Origin of the sequence: Mycolicibacterium boenickei (assembly GCF_010731295.1) — a bacterium.
In the GTDB taxonomy this organism is placed as follows: domain Bacteria; phylum Actinomycetota; class Actinomycetes; order Mycobacteriales; family Mycobacteriaceae; genus Mycobacterium; species Mycobacterium boenickei.
Genome location: NZ_AP022579.1, coordinates 6281040 through 6298462 on the forward strand (window position 1 = coordinate 6281040; position 17423 = coordinate 6298462).

Below are 17423 nucleotides of genomic sequence, written 5' to 3' on the forward strand. Positions count from 1 at the left end.
TGAATTAGAGCGCGGCAAAGGCGTCGCGGACAACGCCCAAGGCCTCGACGAGCAGGTCATCCGAAATCGACAGCGGCGGCAGGAAGCGCAGCACATTGCCGAAGGTTCCGGCGGTCAGGGTGAGCACGCCGTTGTCCAGGCAGTGGCGGCTGACGGCGGCCACCGCGTCGCGATTGGGGGTACGTGTGCCCGGAACGACGAGTTCGGCGGCGATCATCGCGCCACGGCCGCGAATGTCACCCAGGACTTCTGTCGTGTCGGCGATTCCGCGCAGTTCGCGCACCAGGATGTCGCCGATGGCTTGCGCGCGGTCCAGCAATCGATGCTGCTCGATCTCGTCGAAGACGCCCAAGGCCGCCGCACAGGCCACCGGGTTACCGCTGTAGGTGCCGCCGATCCCGCCGGCATGCGCGGCGTCCATGACGTCGGCGCGCCCGGTGACCGCGGCCAGTGGCATGCCGCCTGCCAGGCCCTTGGCGGTGACGATCATGTCGGGCACCAAGCCGTCATGCTCACTGGCGAACCACGTTCCGGTGCGGGCGATTCCGGCCTGCACCTCGTCGGCGATCAGCAGGATGCCGCGGTCGCGGCAGAAGTCCGCCACCGCAGGCAGGAATCCTTCGGAGGGAACGATGAATCCGCCCTCACCCTGGATGGGTTCGACCACGACACAGGCCACCGCGTCGGCGCCGATCTGGGCGTCGATGAGTTGGGTGAACTGGCTGAACGCCTCGGCGGCGCAATTCTCCGGGCCGGACGGCCAACGGTACGGGTAGGCCATCGGCGCGCGGTACACCTCGGGCGCGAACGGCCCGAAACTGTGCTTGTAGGGCTGGTTCTTGGCGGTCATGGTCATCGTCAGCAGCGAACGGCCATGGAAGGCGTGGTCGAACACCACCACAGCCGGCCGCTTGGTGGCGGCGCGGGCGTACTTCACGGCGTTCTCGACGGCTTCGCTGCCGGTGTTGAACAGTGCGGTGCGCTTCTCGTGTGTTCCGGGGGCCAGCTGGTTGAGCCGTTCGGCCACCTCGATGTAGGGCTCGTACGGGGTGGCCAGGAAACAGGTGTGGGTGTAACGAGCCAGTTGGTCGGTGGCGCGCGCGACGACGGCAGGCGCGGCGTTGCCCACGGTGGTGACCGCGATGCCACTACCCATGTCGATGAACGAGTTGCCGTCGACATCGACGATCACGCCGCCGCCGGCACCGGCCGCGTAGATCGGCGCGCCGCTGGACAGGCCCGCCGGCAGGGCGGCGGTGCGGCGGGCAGCCAGTTCGCGCGAACGCGGCCCGGGCACCTCGGTAACCAGTCGGCGTTCCTGACGCAGTTCCGGACCGCCGACCACCGTGTCGAGCATCGTCATCTCGCTCGTTCCTTCCGTCGATGTGACGTCAGCGTATGAATCATCGCGCGAATGTCACATCGCCGAATCGGACAATTTTGGAACATCAGCTATCCATTCTGGACATTCCAGATCAGCGGCGACTCCTTCGACACTGTGGGCCTCGAACAGCAGGACGCCGAATGGAGAGACTGTGATGAGCTGTGACGTCGCCACCGCCGGGCGAGTCGAAACCGACGCGATCGCCGATGCGCTCAACCGGATGCAGCCATCGGGTCTGCCACCGCGCGAACAGATGATCTTCGTCGACCCCGGCGCCGCAGGCACGCCCCGCGCCCTGGTCGCCTGGGCGGAACCGGCGCCGTTGCTGACCGAGGCCTGCGCTCTGTTCGAGCACTTCGGCCTTCAGGTGGCGGGCCAGCATCCGGTCGCAGCTCCCGGCCTGCCGTTGACCGTGGCAGTGTTCGATTTCGTCACCCCTGCCGACTGGCGTGCCGACAGCGAGATCAAGCTGGCCGATGCGTTCGCTGCGCGCAGCGCCCACGGTTTCCTGATCGATGACTATGCGCGCCTGGTCATTTCGGCAGGCATCACGTGGCGCGAGGTCATCCTGGTGCGCTCGGTCAGCCGGTTCGTACGCCAAGCGGGGTTGGCCATGTCGGACGGCTACGTCCTCGACACCTTGGCGGGCCAAGCAGACTTCGTCGCCACCCTCGTGGAGCTGTTCGCGGCGCGGTTCGATCCGCAGCTGTGTGATCGAGAATCACGGGTGGCCGACCTGCAGGACCGCTTGGCGGGGCTGATCGAGGCGACCACGTCGGTCGACGAGGACCGGATACTGCGGGCGTTCGCCTCCTTCGTGTCGGCGACGTTGCGCACCAACTGGTTTCAGCGCGATCCCGACGGCAGGCCCAAACCGCACGCCTCGTATCTGATCGACTCCTCGAAGCTCCACCCACGCGGTCCGATCGTGCCGTTCCGAGAGATCTTCGTCGACAGTGACGACGTCGAAGGGATCCACGCCCGGAGTGGACCGGTCGCACGCGGTGGGCTTCGATTCTCCGACCGGCCGGAGGACTACCGCACCGAAGTCCTCGGCCTGATGAAGACGCAAACCGTGAAGAATTCACCGATCGTCCCGGTCGGCGCCAAGGGCGCATTCGTGCGCAAGAACCCGGCGGTCAGCGTCGAACAGTGCTACCGCACCTTCGTCTCGGGACTGCTCGACCTCACCGACAACCTGCTCGGCGATCGTGTCCGCCCGCCCGAGGACACCGTCAGATACGGCGGAGACGACACCTACCTGGTGGTGGCCGCCGACAAGGGCACCGCCCGATTCTCTGATGTCGCCAACGAGCTGGCAATGCACCGCGGATTCTGGTTGGGAGATGCGTTCGCGTCCGGTGGTTCGGCGGGATACGACCACAAGAAGATGGGCATCACCGCTCGCGGGGCATGGGTGTCGGTCCGCGCACACTTCGCCGACCTCGGACGCGACGCCGACGCCGACGCCATCACCGTCGTGGGCATCGGCGACATGTCAGGTGACGTCTTCGGCAACGGAATGCTGTTGTCGCCCAATCTCAAACTGGTCGCCGCCTTCGATCACCGGCACATCTTCGTCGATCCGGACCCTGACCCGCGGGCCGGCTACGCCGAGCGAACCCGACTGGCCGCGCTGGCGACCAGCAGCTGGGACGACTACGACCGCGCCGCCCTGTCCCCCGGCGGCGGGGTCTGGTCGCGCAATGCCAAACGAATCGACCTGCCCGCGAAGGCTCGCACGGCGCTCGGCATCTCCGCCGAAAGTGTCACGCCCGACGACGTCATCCGGGCCATCCTCACCGCGAATGCGGACCTGCTGTGGAACGGCGGCATCGGCACCTACGTGAAGTCGGCGCGCGAAAACAACACCGACGCGGCGGATCCGGCCAACGATGCCGTCCGCGTCGACGCCGACCAGCTGCGGGTGGCGGTGATCGGCGAGGGCGGGAACCTCGGGCTGACGCAACGTGCCCGCATCGAATACGCTCTGGCCGGCGGACGCATCAACGCCGACTTCATCGACAACGCCGCGGGAGTGGCCTCGTCCGACCGCGAGGTCAACCTCAAGATCGCCCTGCAATCGGCCCTGCGCGCGGAGCGCGTCAGCGCTACCGGCCGCGACGAGATGTTGACCGGCTGCCAGGACGAGGTCGCCGCAGCGGTTCTGCGAGGCTGCGAGAACCAGGTGGTGGCCATCGGTCTGGCCGAAGCCCAAGCCCCTGCGCTGCTCAATCGCCACGAACGACTGATCGAGAATCTCGAGCAGGTATCCGGTATCAGTCGCGCCGCCGAAATGCTGCCAAGCAGAGCCGAACTCGTCTCGCGTACCCGCGCAGGCCGCGGCCTGACGCGTCCGGAGATCGCGGTGCTGCTGGCACATTCCAAGAATGTCGTGCGCGACGAGCTGCTGGACTCCGAGGTACCCGACGATCCGATCTTCTCCGCCGCGTTGCGCGATTACTTCCCCGTGCCGTTCCACACCCACCTCGATGCCGACATCTGCTGCCATCGGCTCGCCCGGGAGATCATCGCCACCCAGATCGCCGACGACCTGATCAACCACGTCGGCCCCGGTTTGATCTATCAACTCGACGAACGCCTGGGCGTATCCACCCCGGCGGTTGCGGCGGCCTACACCGTGGTGCGCCACCTCTTCGGAATCGATGACATGTGGCGTGAGGTGCTGGAGCGGACCGTCGGCGGCCCGTCCCGGCGCGACGCGGCCCTCCGCTCGGTGCAGCGTTTCATCGAACACGCCGCGGGGCGCCTGTTGCGCCGCCACGGCGGCAACCTGGACATCGGCACCACCATCGCGGCCTACCGGCGACACGTCGACACCCTGCACCGGCACCGCCGCGACTTCGGCGACCGTTGGGCGCGGCTGCGCCCGGACTCATTGGACCTCAGCCGCACGGCCACCAGAATGGGCGTCGACATCATCGCGGTGGCGCAGGTGTTCCTGGCGATCGACGACCAACTCGACCTGGACTGGATCGACCGCGGACTGCGGGCACACACCACGTCGACCTGGTGGGATGCCATGGGCACCAGCGCTATCCGCGACCAGTTCGCCGACACCCACCATCAGCTGACGGCTGCGGTGCTGAGTCTGGCCGCCGACCCGGAGGAAGCACTGCGCCTGTGGCGGGACGGCGCAGCGACGGCGCTGGGGCGATTCGGCCGGATGCGCGCCGAACTGGGCCGCGACAACGTCATCGATGTGGCCCGCGGGGCCAGTGTTCTGGCCGAACTCGCGCTACTGCTTCGGCACACCGACTGCCTGGTCCGCTGAGCCGGCGCGGCCGGTCAGCCGGCCACTCACAAAGTGCCGCTCAGCGACACCAACGACCATGGTGTCGCTGAAACCGGAAGAGCTGTAGGCGAACTCGGGTCCTCGAGCTTGGATCCAGCGACATGCTCAGCGTCGTTGGCGACGATCACGCGCCCCTCGGAGTTGGTAAGCGCCACGGGCGTGCGATGCGCGGCGAACGTCGGCAACAGTGCGGCGTCCAGTCGGGCCACCGGTACATCAGCCCCTGCCACGCCGATGAATTCTCCACGCTCGGAGGTCACCGGCACGGCGAACGTACACACGTACAGATCGACGCCGGTGTAGTCCAGGTACGGCCCGTACACGCACCGGGTGCCACGATCGCGGGGCCCGGAATACCACTCCATCGTTGAGTAGTCGTAGAAGTACTCGCTGCCCGGATTGAGATCCAGTTCGAGTCGTTGTGCCTCTCCTCCGGTTTTGGGGTTCGGCTGCCACCACTCGAGGAACCGCGGAACGTCAGCCAGCGCGCTGTCTGCGACGACGAATCCGACCCCGTTCACCAAATGTGCTTGCCGATGCAATTCAGCGATCACCGGGTCGCGGAGTGCCGCGAGGTCAGTCGAGGCCGGCCTGGCACCCGAGGCTTCGATGCGGTCCCACAGTGCACTGGTTGCGACTGCGACCCTGCTCAGCGAGGCGAAGATGTCCTCGACGAGTGAGGTCACCTCCGCGGACACCAACTCGAGCGCCGGGTCGCCGTTCTCGGCGCGAAACGACCGGTCCGTTCCGTTCGCCATCATCTCGAATGCCCTTCCGTCTCTATCGGCGTCAGCCTAGGCACCGGCGCCCGGCAGGATGCCGGATCGATCTGCGGACTCATGCTCTGGCGAGCTCCATCCGCAGGCCGATGAGCCGTCGGATGGTCAGCGCGCCGTACTCCTCTGCCAATGATCGCGCGGCCGCCTCATCCCCGGCCTCGATCGCGTCGACAAGACGGTGATGTGTGGCCGCCTCGACCGCGGGGTCCAACCCCAGCCGCGGCAACCAGACCATCGCCGCCAGCTCAGCCTGAATGTTCACCTCCGCGCGGGTGAGGCGAGCGGACTGCGAACACACCGCGATCTCGATCTGGAAGCGACTGTCGGCACGGCGGCTGGAGATCGCGTCCTCGCTGTTCGCCAAGCGATCGGCCAGCGTCCGTAGCCGGGCGATATCGGCTGACACAGCTCGGCGGGTCGCCAGCACGGCAGTCGCACCGGCGACCGCGAAGTGCTCGTCCCCCAGGTCACGCAAGCCCTCGACGGTCAGCTCCTGCAACAGCGCCAGCGATCGTGTGTGCACGTCTTCGGCTGACGCACGCACGAAGCTCCCGCCGCCGCGACCTCGCTTCGTCACCACCAGCCCCTGCTCCCGCAAGATGGCCAGCGCCTCACGCAGGGTCACGGTCGATACGCCCAGTTGAGTGGCCAGATCGATCTCGCTCGGAAGTTGCTCCCCGTCAGAGATCACCCCGAGGCCGATCGCGGCAGAGATCCGCGCCACCACGGCATCCGTGCGTGGGCCACTACCGGCCAGCGGCGACAACACAGCCCCCACCGCGGTCAGGCCGCGCAACTGTTCGACCGCCACTGTTCCCTCCTGCCAGGGCAATTTCGACGATGGTACGCGATAAGTCTTGAACTATGAACTATGGTCCTTTATGTTTTAATCCTATGGCTTGCCTCACAGCCCGCCCCTGAACATGGCCCCTGACACAGAAAGCCGGCCGCCTATGTCGAAATCTCCCGAGCCGCACGACGAGGACCACGCGCAACTCGCCGCGCTCGGCTTCCAGTCCGAGTTCAAACGAGACATGAGCCTGTGGGCCAATTTCTCGCTCGGCTTCACCTATCTCTCGCCGGTCGTCGGCATCTACACCGTTTTCGCGTTCGCACTCGCCGCGGCAGGCCCGCCGATGATCTGGAGCCTGCTGATCGCCGGCTTCGGGCAGATGCTGGTCGCGCTGGTGTTCAGCGAGGTCGTCGCCCAGTTCCCGGTCGCCGGCGGCGTGTACCCGTGGGCCCGCCGACTGTGGGGCCGCAAATGGGCGTGGATGACCGGGTGGGTGTACATGTTCGCGCTGCTGGCCACCATCGCCGGTGTCGCCTACGGCGCCGGTCCGTTCGTGGCGACCGTATTCGGTTTCACCTCAACGGTTTACACCACCGTCGTCTGCGCACTGATCGTGCTGCTGCTGGCCACCGTCATCAATCTCACCGGCACCAAGATGCTGAGTTACTTCGCCATCTTCGGCTTCACCGCCGAGCTGATCGGCGCGCTGATCGTGGGCGGGTGGCTGTTGCTCACCCAACGCCACCACGGTTTGGGCGTGCTGTTCGACAGCTTCGGAGCACAAGGCGAGCACAGCTTCCTCTACGCGTTTCTCGCGGCCAGCTTGATCGGCGTCTTCCAGTACTACGGATTCGAGGCCTGCGGTGACGTCGCCGAAGAGGTCCGTAACCCCGGAGTGCAGATCCCGAAGTCGATGCGACGGACGATCTACATCGGCGGCGCCGCAGCCACTTTCGTCTGCCTCAGCCTGGTTCTGTCGGTCGTCGACATCGGCGCGGTGATCCGCGGCGAGGACGTCGATCCGATCTCGACGGTGCTGGCCACGGCCTTCGGTCCGGTGGGATCCAAGATCGTGCTCTGCATCGTGCTGATCTCGTTCGTGTCCTGCGCCCTGAGCCTGCAGGCCGCGGCCAGCCGACTGCTCTACTCGTACGGTCGCGACGGCATGATCGTCGGCTCCAAGTTGTGGGCCCGGTTCGACAAGAAACGCCACGTGCCCCCGTACGCGCTGCTCGCCGCCGCCGTCATCCCCGCCGCCCTCATCATCGGATCGATCGTCTCCACCGACGCGCTGACCAAGCTCATCAGTTTCGGTTCGGTCGGCATCTACATCGCTTTCCAGATGGTCGTGTTCGCCGCCTTGCGGGCACGCATCAAAGGGTGGACCCCGAGCGGGAAGTACCGCCTCGGCCGGTGGGGAATGGTGGTCAACGTCGGCGCCCTGGTCTATGGCGTCGCCGCGATCATCAACATCTGTTGGCCCCGGACGCCCGAGGCGCCCTGGTACGACAACTACATCGTGCTGCTGATGTCAGCCGTCGTCATCGGTCTGGGTCTGCTGTACATGGCCATCGTCCGTTCCCACTCCAACGGCACCACGCCGCACGCCGACGCGATCCCGACAGCGCCGACCGAGTCGCCGAAGAAACCCATTGCGGCGCAGCCGGTTTAGCCGACCCGCCAGATTACGATCACCAGAGGAGAGACCGTGACTCCGAACACCATCACCACCGGCACCGAGGCACCGCGCCTGAACGTGACCGATCCCTCGTTCTCGATCACCTCGACCATGGTCCACGAGGCCCGGGAAGCCAGTTGGTTCGCCCATACCGAGTACGGGATCGCCGTCCTGCGCTACAACGAGGTCAGTGAGCTCATGCGCCATCCCAGCCTGCGCCAGGGCAGCGTGCACTGGCCGGCCCACAACGGCGTCACCGCCGGCCCGTTCCTGGACTGGTGGAACAGCTGGATCCTCAACAAGGAGGGTGATGAGCACCGCCGCCTGCGAACCCTGCTCAACCCGGCGTTCTCCAAGCGCTTGATCAAGGGCCTCGTGCCCCGATTCCAGGCGCTGGCAGGCGAACTCATCGACGCTTTCGCCGAGCGGGGCGAGTGTGAGTTCATCGGCGAGTTCGCCGATCCGTACGCCGCCCGCGTCATCGCCATCATGCTGGGGCTGCCCGAGTCGGAGTGGCAGATCATCGCCCGGGAGTCCGCCACCATCGGGCTGGCGATGGGCATCACCTTCAAGCAGGAGCTGCCCCGGATCGAGGCCGCACTGGCGACGCTGTTCGAATACGCCGACGCCACGATCGCCGACCGTGAGGCCAACCCGCGCGATGATTTCACGACGACGCTGGTGCAGGCGAAGAACGACGGTGGGCTGTCCGCCGACGAACTGCGGGACGCTTTCGTCCTGATGATCTTCGGCGGCTACGACACCACCCGCAACCAGCTGGGCCTGGCGATGCAGAGCTTCATCGACCACCCCGCGCAGTGGGATCTGCTGGCACAGAACCCTGATCTGGGCGGCAAGGCGGTCGAGGAGGTGATGCGGACCAACCCGACCGTCCGCTGGGTCACCCGCGAGGCCACCGAGGACTTCGAATACCAGGGCCTGGCGATCAGCGCCGGAACCACCGTCCACCTGTTCAGCGAATCATCGGGCACCGATCCACGGGTGTTCGGGGAGCCCAGCTTCGACATCGCCGCAGACCGCAAGCCGCACTTCGGTTTCGGTGGCGGAGCGCACCACTGTCTGGGGCACTTCGTCGCCCGCGCCGACATGGCCGAGGCGCTGCCGCTGCTGGCCCGCCGACTCCGCGACCCGAAGCTGCTCGACGGTGCCGACTGGATGCCCGACTCGGGTAACACCGGCGCGAACAAGCTCCCGATCAGCTTCACCCCGGCCTGAGCGGGCCATCCACTCCACCCATCACACCCATCCCGAAAGGTCCGCGTCCATGAGCACAACAGCGCTCGACCAACACCGTGAGGCCAACTCCGCCCCCGGAGCCCTCGATGCCGCGCTCGCGGCGATCGAGGAGTACGGCGTCGAATTCGTCTATTTCCAAGCCGTCACCATCACCGCCAGAGTCGTCGGAAAAGTCGTTCCCGCTGACCAATTCGCCCGGTTGGCGACCCGCGGGGTGATGCAGCACCGCACGGCCATCGCCAACCTGCAGACCACCCGCGAGGGCGTGCTGCTCGGCGGCGGTGTCGGCGCCGCCGAGTACTGCGCGATGCCCGACCTCGACACCTTCTCGGTGCTGCCGTGGGATCACAAGACCGCCCGCGTCTTCTGCAGCCTGTATGAGCCCGACCACGTGATGGTCGATCCCGGTGCTCCCCTGCCGACCGACACCCGCGGACTGATGAAGCGACTGCATGCCGCGTTCACCGATCGCACCGGCCTGGAGCTCCGTACCGGCACCGAGCCCGAGATGACCTGGGAAGGGCCAGGTTTCACCACGTCGTCCCGCCCCGATTCGAGTCCCGCCTATCACATCGAGCACCTCGAGCGGTATCGCGCGATCTATCAGAAGGTGATCACCTACGCGAAGTTCATGGGCTTCCAGATGGTCGAAGGCGACTTCGAGGATGCCGGTCAGGTCGAGCTGAACTGGATGTTCGACCACGGCGACGCAACGGCCGACCGCCTGATGACCTACCGGCAGATCTGCAAGCAGGTCGCCCGGGAGCTCGGCATCGAGGCGAGCTTCATGCCCAAACCCGGTCAGGGTTACATGGGCAACGGCTGCCACCACAACTTCAGCCTCTGGCGCGGCGACGTCAACATCCTCGCCGACGAAGGTCGCCACGACCTGCACCTGACCGAAGAGGGACAGTACGCCCTGGGCGGGCTGCTCACCCACACCCCGGGCGCGATGCTGATCATGGGGTCGACGGTCAACTCCTACAAGCGATACTGGGACGCGGGTCAGTTCGCCCCGTCGAAGATCAACTGGGGCCTCGACAACAAGACCTGCACGGTGCGCCTGTCGGCCAACGGCCGGCTCGAGTACAAGCTCCCCGATGCCGCGTGTAACCCGTACCTGACCCACGCGGCGATGCTGGTGTCGATCGACGACGGGTTGAAGAACCAGATCAGCCCCGGGGCACCCACCGTCGGCTCGAGCTATGAGTCGACCGGCCCCGAACTGTTCGGGGCGCTGCCGCTCACCCTCGGCGATGCGCTGGCCGCGTTCAAAGCTGACGACTACCTGATCGATGCACTGGGTGCCCCGCTGGGGAACCTGTTGCTGGAGTACAAGACCGACGAGTGGGCCCGGTTCAACAGCGCGATCACCGACTGGGAGCGCACGATGTACTGGGAGGACACCCCGTGACCGAGCCGTTGCGACTGGCCTGCATCGACGCCGACGCGCCACCGCTGTTCGGGCTCGTCTCGGCCCCCGGTGGCCGGGCCGGCTACGAGCCGGCCGTGGCCGAACTCCTTGCGGCCGAACTGGACCGGGACCTCGAGTGGGTCGTCATGCCGTGGGGCGACATGCTGCCCGCCGCTCGCGACCACCGCGTGGACGGCGTCCTGTGCGGTCAGGGCATCATCCCGGCCCGGCTGGAGCAGGCGGATTTCACCCGGCCGTACGGGATCTTCCACGAAGGCATCCTGATGCGCCGCGGCGAGGCGGTTCCCGACCCCACGGGCCTGGCGGGTAAGCGGATCGCCGCCATCCGGGCCTCGGCCAACTACAACCTGGCCGCCTCGTTCACCGGCGCCGAGGTGGTCGAGTTCGAATCGGAGCACGTCTACGAGGACATGCTCGGCGCTTTGCGCTCGGGTGAGGTCGACGCCGTCTGTGACGACGACGTCGTGTTCGTCCCGCTCGGCGACTCCGACCCGGATTTCGAGCTTGCCTTCGTCGTCAAGACCAACAACCCGTGGGGCATCGCGGTCGCCAAGGACCGGCCCGAAACCCTCGCGGCCCTTGATGGTGCATTGGCACGGATCATCGCCGACGGACGCCTGAAATCCGCGTGGGCCCAGTGGCTGCCGACGCTGGACTACCCCTTCGAGGTGAGCTGAGATGCGACCACTGATCGCGGTGCCGGGCCGGCGCGCCGCCCGCGTACCGATCCTGCGGTTCAGCGCGACGCTGGCGGCAGAGGCGATCTGCGAGGCGGTGTGGACCGGCGGCGGTGAACCGCTCGTGCTGCACGGCCCGGACGGCAACCCTGCCGCGGAGGCGGCCGACCGGCTGGCCCGCTTCGACGGCATCTGCATGCCCGGCGGAGCTGACCTGGACCCCCGGCATTACGGCCAGGAGCCCGTCGTCGAGACCGAAGATCCGGTGGCACACCAGGATGCGTTCGACATGGCCGTCATGTCGTGCGCCGTGCGGCTAGGCATCCCGACCCTGGCGATCTGCCGCGGCATGCAGATCCTCAACGTGGTGCAGGGCGGCGATCTGGTCCAGCACCTCGCACCGAGCGACGTCGCGCACGGCAATGCGGTACACGACGTGGCGGTGGCCGAGGACAGCAGGCTGATCCAGGTCGTGGGTTCCACCCGGATCCGGGTGTCGTCGTATCACCACCAGGCGGTCGGTGCGCTCGGTAGGGACCTGCGGGTCGTCGCCACGGCCGACGACGGTTGCGTGGAAGCCCTCGAACACACCGACGGGAATCTGCTGGCCGTGCAATGGCATCCAGAGGACCTCCACTCGTCCTCGCGCAGCGACGCGGCACTTTTCGCCGACCTCTCCGAACGAGCCGCCAAATCCAGGATCGAGGCCCTCGTATGACCAACCCCGTCGTCCTGCGCGGCGAAGTCGAACCGTCCGGTGCACCCGGCCGGCGGCCGGGGCGCCCGCACATCGCGGTACTGGTGTCACTCAACTTCCCGGATCTCACCGCATCGGTCGCGGCATTACACCGCCGCTTCACCCGTACCGCGCTGACGGCGCTGGCGGAACTCGGGGCCAGCTTCGAGCTGGTGGACACCTCCGAACCCGAATCCGTCGACGTCGTCGTCGATGCCGACGGTCTGCTGGTGCTCGGGGGCGGCGACATCGCCCCGGCCTGCTACGGCGGGCCGGACGTAACGCTGCCGAACTCCTACGGGGTCGACGCTCGGGCGGACCGCGTGAGCCTCGACATGATCCGGGCCTATGTCGACGCCGGTCGGCCGGTGCTGGGCATCTGCCGCGGTTCGCAGCTGATCAACGTCTGCTACGGCGGCACCATCATCGGCGACATCACCGACTACCGACTCCACCGAGGCGGGCCGGGCGAACACCTTTTCATCGACGAGAAGGTCGAGGTACTACCCGAGACCCGGCTGGCCGTCATCCTCGGTGCCGGTCCCCTCGTCGTGCGGTCCGGCCACCACCAGGCCGTCGATGCCGTGGCCGATGAGCTTGTGGTCGCGGCCCGGGCCCTCGACGGCATCGTCGAGGGCGTGGAACACCCGACGGACTGGGTGCTGGGCGTGCAGTTCCACCCGGAAGATGACGACGGGCCCCTCGAACCGCTGTACCAGCTGCTGGCCGGCTTCATCGCGGCCGGCCAGCCCGACCTGGGAGCCCGATGATGGAAAACAGCATCGTCGTCCGGATCGCCGAGATCCAGGTGGAGACACCGGATATCCGAGGTCTGCGCCTGGAACAGCTCGACGGGTCCCCGTTCAGCGAATGGCGCTCCGGCGCCCACATCGACGTCACCGGCCCCACCGGGGTGCTGCGTCAGTACTCGCTGGCCGGCTCGCCCAAAGATGATTCGTCGATGTGGGTCGCAGTGAAAAGGGAAGGGCCTGGCGGCGGTTCAGCTGCCCTGCACGAACTCAAGGTCGGCGACCACCTCAAGATCAGCAAGCCGCGCAACATGCTCGGCATCGTCCCAGCAGCCGCCAAGCACATTCTGATCGCAGGCGGCATCGGCCTCACGCCGCTGATGAGCATGGCGTTCGAGCTGTACAGCTGGGGCGCCGACTTCGAGCTGCACTACTTCGCACGGTCACGGGATGAGATGGCATTCGACGATTTCCTCACCGAACGAGTCGAGTACCGCGACTTCGTCACCCTGCACACCGGTGTGCCGCGCACCGAGCACCCCGCATTGTTCGAGCAGATGGCAGCCAGGGTCTCGTCCGACACCCACGTATACACCTGCGGCCCAGAAGGATTCATGGATCAGGTGGTTGCCGCGTTCACCCCTGCGATCGGCGCGGACCACATCCACCTCGAGGCGTTCACACCGAAGGAGGTCGACACCTCCGGCGACACGGCATTCACCGTCGAACTGACCACCGGCGAGGTCTTCGAGGTGCCGGCCGACCGCTCGATCCTCGACGTGCTCGAGGAAGCCGGATGCGACGTGTTCAGATCGTGCGGGGAAGGCATCTGCGGTTCCTGCGTCTCCGGCGTCGTCGAGGGCACACCGGACCACCGCGACAACTGCCTGTCGGCAGCGGTGAAGGCGAACAACGAGGAAATGGCGCTCTGCGTATCCCGCTCTCTCAGCGACAAACTCGTCATCGAACTGTACTGACCACACAAACCCTGGAGAACACCAATGAGCCTGTATGTCGTGACCGACCCCGCTACCGGCGACGTCGTCAAGGAGTACCCGACCGCAACCGACGCCGCGATCGACAACGCACTGTCGGTCGCCGTGGCAGCCGGCAAGACGTGGGCACGCGAGACGACCGTTGCCGAGCGCGCGGCCCTCATCCGCCGTGTCGGTGAGTTGCATGCCGAGCGCGCGGACGAACTCGGCTCGATCATCGTGCGCGAGATGGGTAAACCGCTCGCCGCTGCCGTCGGCGAAGTCAAGTTCAGCGCCTCGATCTACGAGTACTACGCCGACCACGCCGAGGCCATCCTGCGCGACCAGCCGATCGACCTGCTCGACGGCACCGGCGAGGCAGTGATCACGAACAGCCCGTACGGCGTCCTGCTGGGGATCATGCCGTGGAACTTCCCCGCCTACCAGGTCGCCCGGTTCGCCGGCCCCAATCTGTGTGTCGGCAACACCATCCTGCTCAAGCACGCCCCGCAGTGCCCGGAGTCGGCCGCCGCGATCCAGCAGATTTTCGATGATGCCGGTTTCCCGGCCGGGGCGTACGTCAACATCTACGCCACCAACGAGCAGGTGGCCAGACTCATCGAAGATCCGCGGGTGGCCGGGGTTTCGCTGACCGGTTCCGAGCGGGCCGGTGCCGCCGTCGCCGAGATCGCCGGACGCAACCTGAAGAAGGTCGTCCTCGAACTGGGCGGTTCGGACCCGTTCATCCTGCTGTCCACCGACGATCTCGATGACACCGTCACCAAGGCGGTGGCGGCCCGTCTCGACAACACCGGGCAGGCGTGCAACGCGGCGAAACGGTTCATCGTCGCCGACGACCTCTACGACGCATTCCTGGAGAAATTCACCGCCGCGGTGCTCGCCGCCGCCGACGACATCACCCCGCTGTCATCGGAATTGGCCGCCGATCGGTTGCAGGCACAGGTGGACAGTGCTGTCGAACAGGGCGCGACGCTCACTAGCGCCGGGCAACGCAACGGTGCGTACTTCCCGACCGGTGTACTGACCAACGTCAAGCCCGACAACGACGTCTACTACCAAGAACTGTTCGGGCCCATCGCCATGGTGTTCAAGGCCGCTTCGGAAGACGAGGCCCTGGAGCTGGCCAACGACACCCCGTTCGGCCTCGGCTCCTACGTCTTCACCACCGACGCGGAACAAGCCCAGCGGGTCGCCGGGAAGATCGACGCCGGCATGGTGTTCATCAACGGAGTCCAGGCCGACGGCGTCGAACTGCCCTTCGGGGGCATCAAGCGATCAGGCTTCGGCCGTGAGCTCGGCACGCTCGGCATCGGCGAGTTCGTCAACAAGAAGCTGATACGCACGGTCAGGTGACTGGCGGCACGGTCACGGTGCGCCGCCCAGGGGTTCAAATGTGCTGGGTGAGTTGCGAAGCGATGGACTCGATCGCCTGCGTGAGATCCAGATAAGGGATGTCCGGGTCGCGTTCGTGGTAGATCGCGGTGACGATGATCGGCAGCGTCGCAGTGGCTTCCGGATAGTTCTGGATGTCCATTCGAGCGACCGCCTCTGCGACCGGTACCCCTTGGTCGTAGAGGCGCGTCGCGTCAGTGTGCAGGTTCGACCAGAATCGGATTCCGCGATCGATGGCCGCGTTGATCTCACCCCCGAGGAGTACGGGGCCGTGGCCGGCCACGACTTTCTGGGCTCCGAAGGCGCGGATGCGCTCCAGCGCGTTGATCCAGTTCGGGATCGAACCCGACCAGGTGACCGCGACAACGTTATGTGTCAATAGATCTCCCGCGTACAACACGCCCAACTCGGGTAGGTAGGCGATGGCGTCACCGACGGTGTGCGCCGGACCGAGTTCATGCAACTCCACGTCGAGATTGCCCACTCGCAAGGCTTTCTCACCGGTGAACGTGGTATCCGCCGGCCGCACCCGCACCTCGGAGAAGTTGAACGGCCGGCCCAGCGGTTCCAGCGCGTGCAACGCGCCGTCCGGTTTGGTGTCCGTGCCGAGCAGTTTCGCAGTGAGGTCGGCATGGTCCTGGGTCATCAACGCACTGGCGGCCTCGCTGGCGACGATCTCGACATCCCTGGAGAACACCTGGTTGCCGAAGAAATGGTCGCCATCGGTGTGGGTGTTGAAGACATACCGCACCGGCGCGGCCGCGGTCAGCTCCTCCATCGAGGCGCACATTGCCCGCGCATGCTGCACGTCATAGAGCGTGTCGATCACCAGGGCCTCCCCTGCGCTGACCACCAGGCCCGCGTTGGCCAGGCCGAGCGCCTCGTTGCCGGAGAGATATACATGCGCTCCCCCGCCGAGCTCGAACAAGCCTTCCTGAAAAGGAATTTCGTCGGTCATCGTCGGTCCTTCACCCGTTCTTCGTGCAGCTTGGCGGTGGCATCAGCCAGAATGCTCGTGCCATCGACGTCGCCCTCCTCGGGGACGATGCCGAGGGTGTTGATGAACAGCGCGGTCATCACGTAGTGCCCGGCGAGCAGGACAATCTCGGCGATTTCGTTGTCGGAGTAGAACTCCTGCAGGTTCGCCGTGTCCGCTCCACCACCCTTGATCCGCGCGAGCAGGTCATCGACGAAAGCGATGAGCGCATCGACCCGCCGGTCTCCGAACGATGTGGCCCCTGACAGCAGGTTGTCGATCATCGAATCCGAGATTCCGGCATCGCGCGCCTCGCGCACGTGGTGATGGATCTCGTACTCGGCGCTTGTCACCGCACCGACTCGCAGAATCACCAACTCCCGCGTTTCGGGCGACAAGGCACCCGTGCGAAAGGACAGACCGAGTGCCAGGTAGGGCTTCGCGCTCGATCTGGTCATGGCCAAGCCTCGGGACAGGTTGGCCGGAAACAAGTCGTAGACCTCGCGTCCCGCGGGATCGAGATCAGCGACATCAGGCAATCGGACAGCCATGGACTCCCGCCTTCACGTCACATGAAAATAAGATACGTATCGTTCCCTATGGTGGAGATGCTAGCGCGGACGATTAAGATACGCAACGTGCCTAACCGAAGGGTGACCGCGGAGCCCGAGCCGGCAACACGTCGCCGGGACGACGTGCTGATGTCGGCGATCCGCGATGCCACCTGGGCAGAGCTGACAGATCGCGGATACTCCGGCGTCACCTTCGAAGGCGTAGCCCGCCGCGCCAAGACCGGAAAGCCAGTCCTGTATCGCCGCTACAGTTCTCGGGCGCAGATGGTCACCGACGCCCTCCCGACCCTGCGCACCCCACCGGCCGAAGTGCCGTCCCAGAATCTTCGTGACGACATCGTGGGCATGGTCCAGTCCCTGGTGAACCAGTGGCACGAAATCGGAATCGACACCTACCGCAGTCTCATCGCCGAATCCGACGACGCCACGCTGGAGACTTTCCAGACGAAGGTGGCCGCGCAGACCGACCACACGATTCGCCGGGCACTGGACGCCGCACGCGAACGAGGCGAGATAGGGCCCGCTGAGATTTCGGACCGCGTGGCACTGAGCATTCTGGCACTCATGCGCAATGAATTGCTGTTCGCCCGCAACACGATCCAATCGAGCACCGTCGCCGAGCTGGTAGACGACATCTACCTGCCGGCGATCGACGCGGCATCCCGCAAGCAGTCGTAGAGTTCG

General features: G+C 66.2%; 15 protein-coding genes. 10 read left to right on the forward strand and 5 right to left on the reverse strand.

What is annotated here, in order from left to right; all coding sequences use genetic code 11:
- Window positions 1–4: 4 nt before the first annotated feature.
- Window positions 5–1357, reverse strand: a complete 1353-nt coding sequence (gene gabT / locus G6N57_RS30080) for a 4-aminobutyrate--2-oxoglutarate transaminase (RefSeq protein ID WP_097925785.1) — start codon at window positions 1355–1357, stop codon at window positions 5–7.
- Window positions 1358–1538: 181 nt separating this feature from the next.
- On the opposite strand from gabT, the gene G6N57_RS30085 reads away from it, so the two are divergent.
- Window positions 1539–4679 (forward strand): NAD-glutamate dehydrogenase domain-containing protein, encoded by a 3141-nt coding sequence (locus G6N57_RS30085; protein ID WP_077742081.1) that lies wholly within the window; start codon window positions 1539–1541, stop codon window positions 4677–4679.
- Between the two features lie 26 nt (window positions 4680–4705).
- Here the strand turns inward: G6N57_RS30085 and G6N57_RS30090 are convergent, their stop codons facing one another.
- Together G6N57_RS30090 and G6N57_RS30095 are read right to left on the reverse strand one after the other, a co-directional pair.
- Window positions 4706–5461, reverse strand: a complete 756-nt coding sequence (locus G6N57_RS30090) for a cache domain-containing protein (protein WP_077742082.1) — start codon at window positions 5459–5461, stop codon at window positions 4706–4708.
- 76 nt (window positions 5462–5537) lie between these two features.
- Window positions 5538–6290 (reverse strand): FadR/GntR family transcriptional regulator, encoded by a 753-nt coding sequence (locus G6N57_RS30095; protein ID WP_197908771.1) that lies wholly within the window; start codon window positions 6288–6290, stop codon window positions 5538–5540.
- Between the two features lie 142 nt (window positions 6291–6432).
- Here G6N57_RS30095 and G6N57_RS30100 point away from each other — a divergent pair, with 142 nt between their 5' ends.
- The 8 genes from G6N57_RS30100 to G6N57_RS30135 are packed head-to-tail and all read left to right on the forward strand — an operon-like array spanning window position 6433 to window position 15152.
- Window positions 6433–7944 carry an APC family permease gene (locus G6N57_RS30100; RefSeq protein ID WP_097925761.1) on the forward strand — a complete coding sequence of 504 codons (1512 nt, stop codon included), beginning with the start codon at window positions 6433–6435 and terminating at the stop codon, window positions 7942–7944.
- 36 nt (window positions 7945–7980) lie between these two features.
- On the forward strand, window positions 7981–9186 hold the full coding sequence (locus G6N57_RS30105; RefSeq protein ID WP_097925760.1) for a cytochrome P450: 1206 nt from the start codon (window positions 7981–7983) through the stop codon (window positions 9184–9186).
- A 49-nt stretch (window positions 9187–9235) separates the two neighbouring features.
- Entirely contained in the window at window positions 9236–10621 is a 1386-nt protein-coding gene (locus G6N57_RS30110) for a glutamine synthetase family protein (protein WP_077742084.1), read from the forward strand.
- The gene (locus tag G6N57_RS30115) at window positions 10618–11319 is read left to right on the forward strand and encodes a substrate-binding periplasmic protein (RefSeq protein ID WP_077742085.1); all 702 of its coding nucleotides are present in this window, start codon (window positions 10618–10620) and stop codon (window positions 11317–11319) included. The genes G6N57_RS30110 and G6N57_RS30115 overlap by 4 nt, the downstream gene beginning before the upstream one ends.
- 1 nt (window position 11320) lies before the next feature.
- Window positions 11321–12037 carry a gamma-glutamyl-gamma-aminobutyrate hydrolase family protein gene (locus G6N57_RS30120; protein WP_077742086.1) on the forward strand — a complete coding sequence of 239 codons (717 nt, stop codon included), beginning with the start codon at window positions 11321–11323 and terminating at the stop codon, window positions 12035–12037.
- Entirely contained in the window at window positions 12034–12825 is a 792-nt protein-coding gene (locus G6N57_RS30125) for a gamma-glutamyl-gamma-aminobutyrate hydrolase family protein (protein WP_077742087.1), read from the forward strand. The genes G6N57_RS30120 and G6N57_RS30125 overlap by 4 nt, the downstream gene beginning before the upstream one ends.
- On the forward strand, window positions 12825–13781 hold the full coding sequence (locus tag G6N57_RS30130) for a PDR/VanB family oxidoreductase (protein ID WP_077742088.1): 957 nt from the start codon (window positions 12825–12827) through the stop codon (window positions 13779–13781). Before G6N57_RS30125 ends, G6N57_RS30130 begins: the two co-directional genes overlap by 1 nt.
- Window positions 13782–13805: 24 nt before the next feature.
- Window positions 13806–15152, forward strand: coding sequence for an NAD-dependent succinate-semialdehyde dehydrogenase (locus G6N57_RS30135; protein ID WP_077742089.1), 1347 nt, complete (start codon window positions 13806–13808; stop codon window positions 15150–15152).
- 34 nt (window positions 15153–15186) lie between these two features.
- Here the strand turns inward: G6N57_RS30135 and G6N57_RS30140 are convergent, their stop codons facing one another.
- Both G6N57_RS30140 and G6N57_RS30145 read right to left on the reverse strand, forming a co-directional pair.
- Complete coding sequence (locus G6N57_RS30140; protein WP_077742090.1) at window positions 15187–16149, reverse strand: MBL fold metallo-hydrolase; 963 nt, start codon at window positions 16147–16149, stop codon at window positions 15187–15189.
- Window positions 16146–16718, reverse strand: a complete 573-nt coding sequence (locus tag G6N57_RS30145; protein WP_077742091.1) for a carboxymuconolactone decarboxylase family protein — start codon at window positions 16716–16718, stop codon at window positions 16146–16148. The genes G6N57_RS30140 and G6N57_RS30145 overlap by 4 nt, the downstream gene beginning before the upstream one ends.
- A gap of 150 nt (window positions 16719–16868) precedes the next feature.
- Here G6N57_RS30145 and G6N57_RS30150 point away from each other — a divergent pair, with 150 nt between their 5' ends.
- The gene (locus G6N57_RS30150; RefSeq protein ID WP_165777754.1) at window positions 16869–17417 is read left to right on the forward strand and encodes a TetR/AcrR family transcriptional regulator; all 549 of its coding nucleotides are present in this window, start codon (window positions 16869–16871) and stop codon (window positions 17415–17417) included.
- The last annotated feature ends 6 nt before the right edge of the window (window positions 17418–17423 follow it).

What these genes read in the sequence shown, in the direction of transcription:
- G6N57_RS30150 (WP_165777754.1), top strand. Translation starts at nt 16,869, where the DNA reads ATGTCGGCGATCCGCGATGCCACCTGGGCAGAGCTGACAGATCGCGGA.
- gabT (WP_097925785.1), bottom strand. Translation starts at nt 1,357, where the DNA reads ATGCTCGACACGGTGGTCGGCGGTCCGGAACTGCGTCAGGAACGCCGA.
- G6N57_RS30135 (WP_077742089.1), top strand. Translation starts at nt 13,806, where the DNA reads ATGAGCCTGTATGTCGTGACCGACCCCGCTACCGGCGACGTCGTCAAG.
- G6N57_RS30090 (WP_077742082.1), bottom strand. Translation starts at nt 5,461, where the DNA reads ATGATGGCGAACGGAACGGACCGGTCGTTTCGCGCCGAGAACGGCGAC.
- G6N57_RS30110 (WP_077742084.1), top strand. Translation starts at nt 9,236, where the DNA reads ATGAGCACAACAGCGCTCGACCAACACCGTGAGGCCAACTCCGCCCCC.
- G6N57_RS30100 (WP_097925761.1), top strand. Translation starts at nt 6,433, where the DNA reads ATGTCGAAATCTCCCGAGCCGCACGACGAGGACCACGCGCAACTCGCC.
- G6N57_RS30120 (WP_077742086.1), top strand. Translation starts at nt 11,321, where the DNA reads ATGCGACCACTGATCGCGGTGCCGGGCCGGCGCGCCGCCCGCGTACCG.
- G6N57_RS30125 (WP_077742087.1), top strand. Translation starts at nt 12,034, where the DNA reads ATGACCAACCCCGTCGTCCTGCGCGGCGAAGTCGAACCGTCCGGTGCA.
- G6N57_RS30145 (WP_077742091.1), bottom strand. Translation starts at nt 16,718, where the DNA reads ATGGCTGTCCGATTGCCTGATGTCGCTGATCTCGATCCCGCGGGACGC.
- G6N57_RS30130 (WP_077742088.1), top strand. Translation starts at nt 12,825, where the DNA reads ATGGAAAACAGCATCGTCGTCCGGATCGCCGAGATCCAGGTGGAGACA.
- G6N57_RS30140 (WP_077742090.1), bottom strand. Translation starts at nt 16,149, where the DNA reads ATGACCGACGAAATTCCTTTTCAGGAAGGCTTGTTCGAGCTCGGCGGG.
- G6N57_RS30085 (WP_077742081.1), top strand. Translation starts at nt 1,539, where the DNA reads ATGAGCTGTGACGTCGCCACCGCCGGGCGAGTCGAAACCGACGCGATC.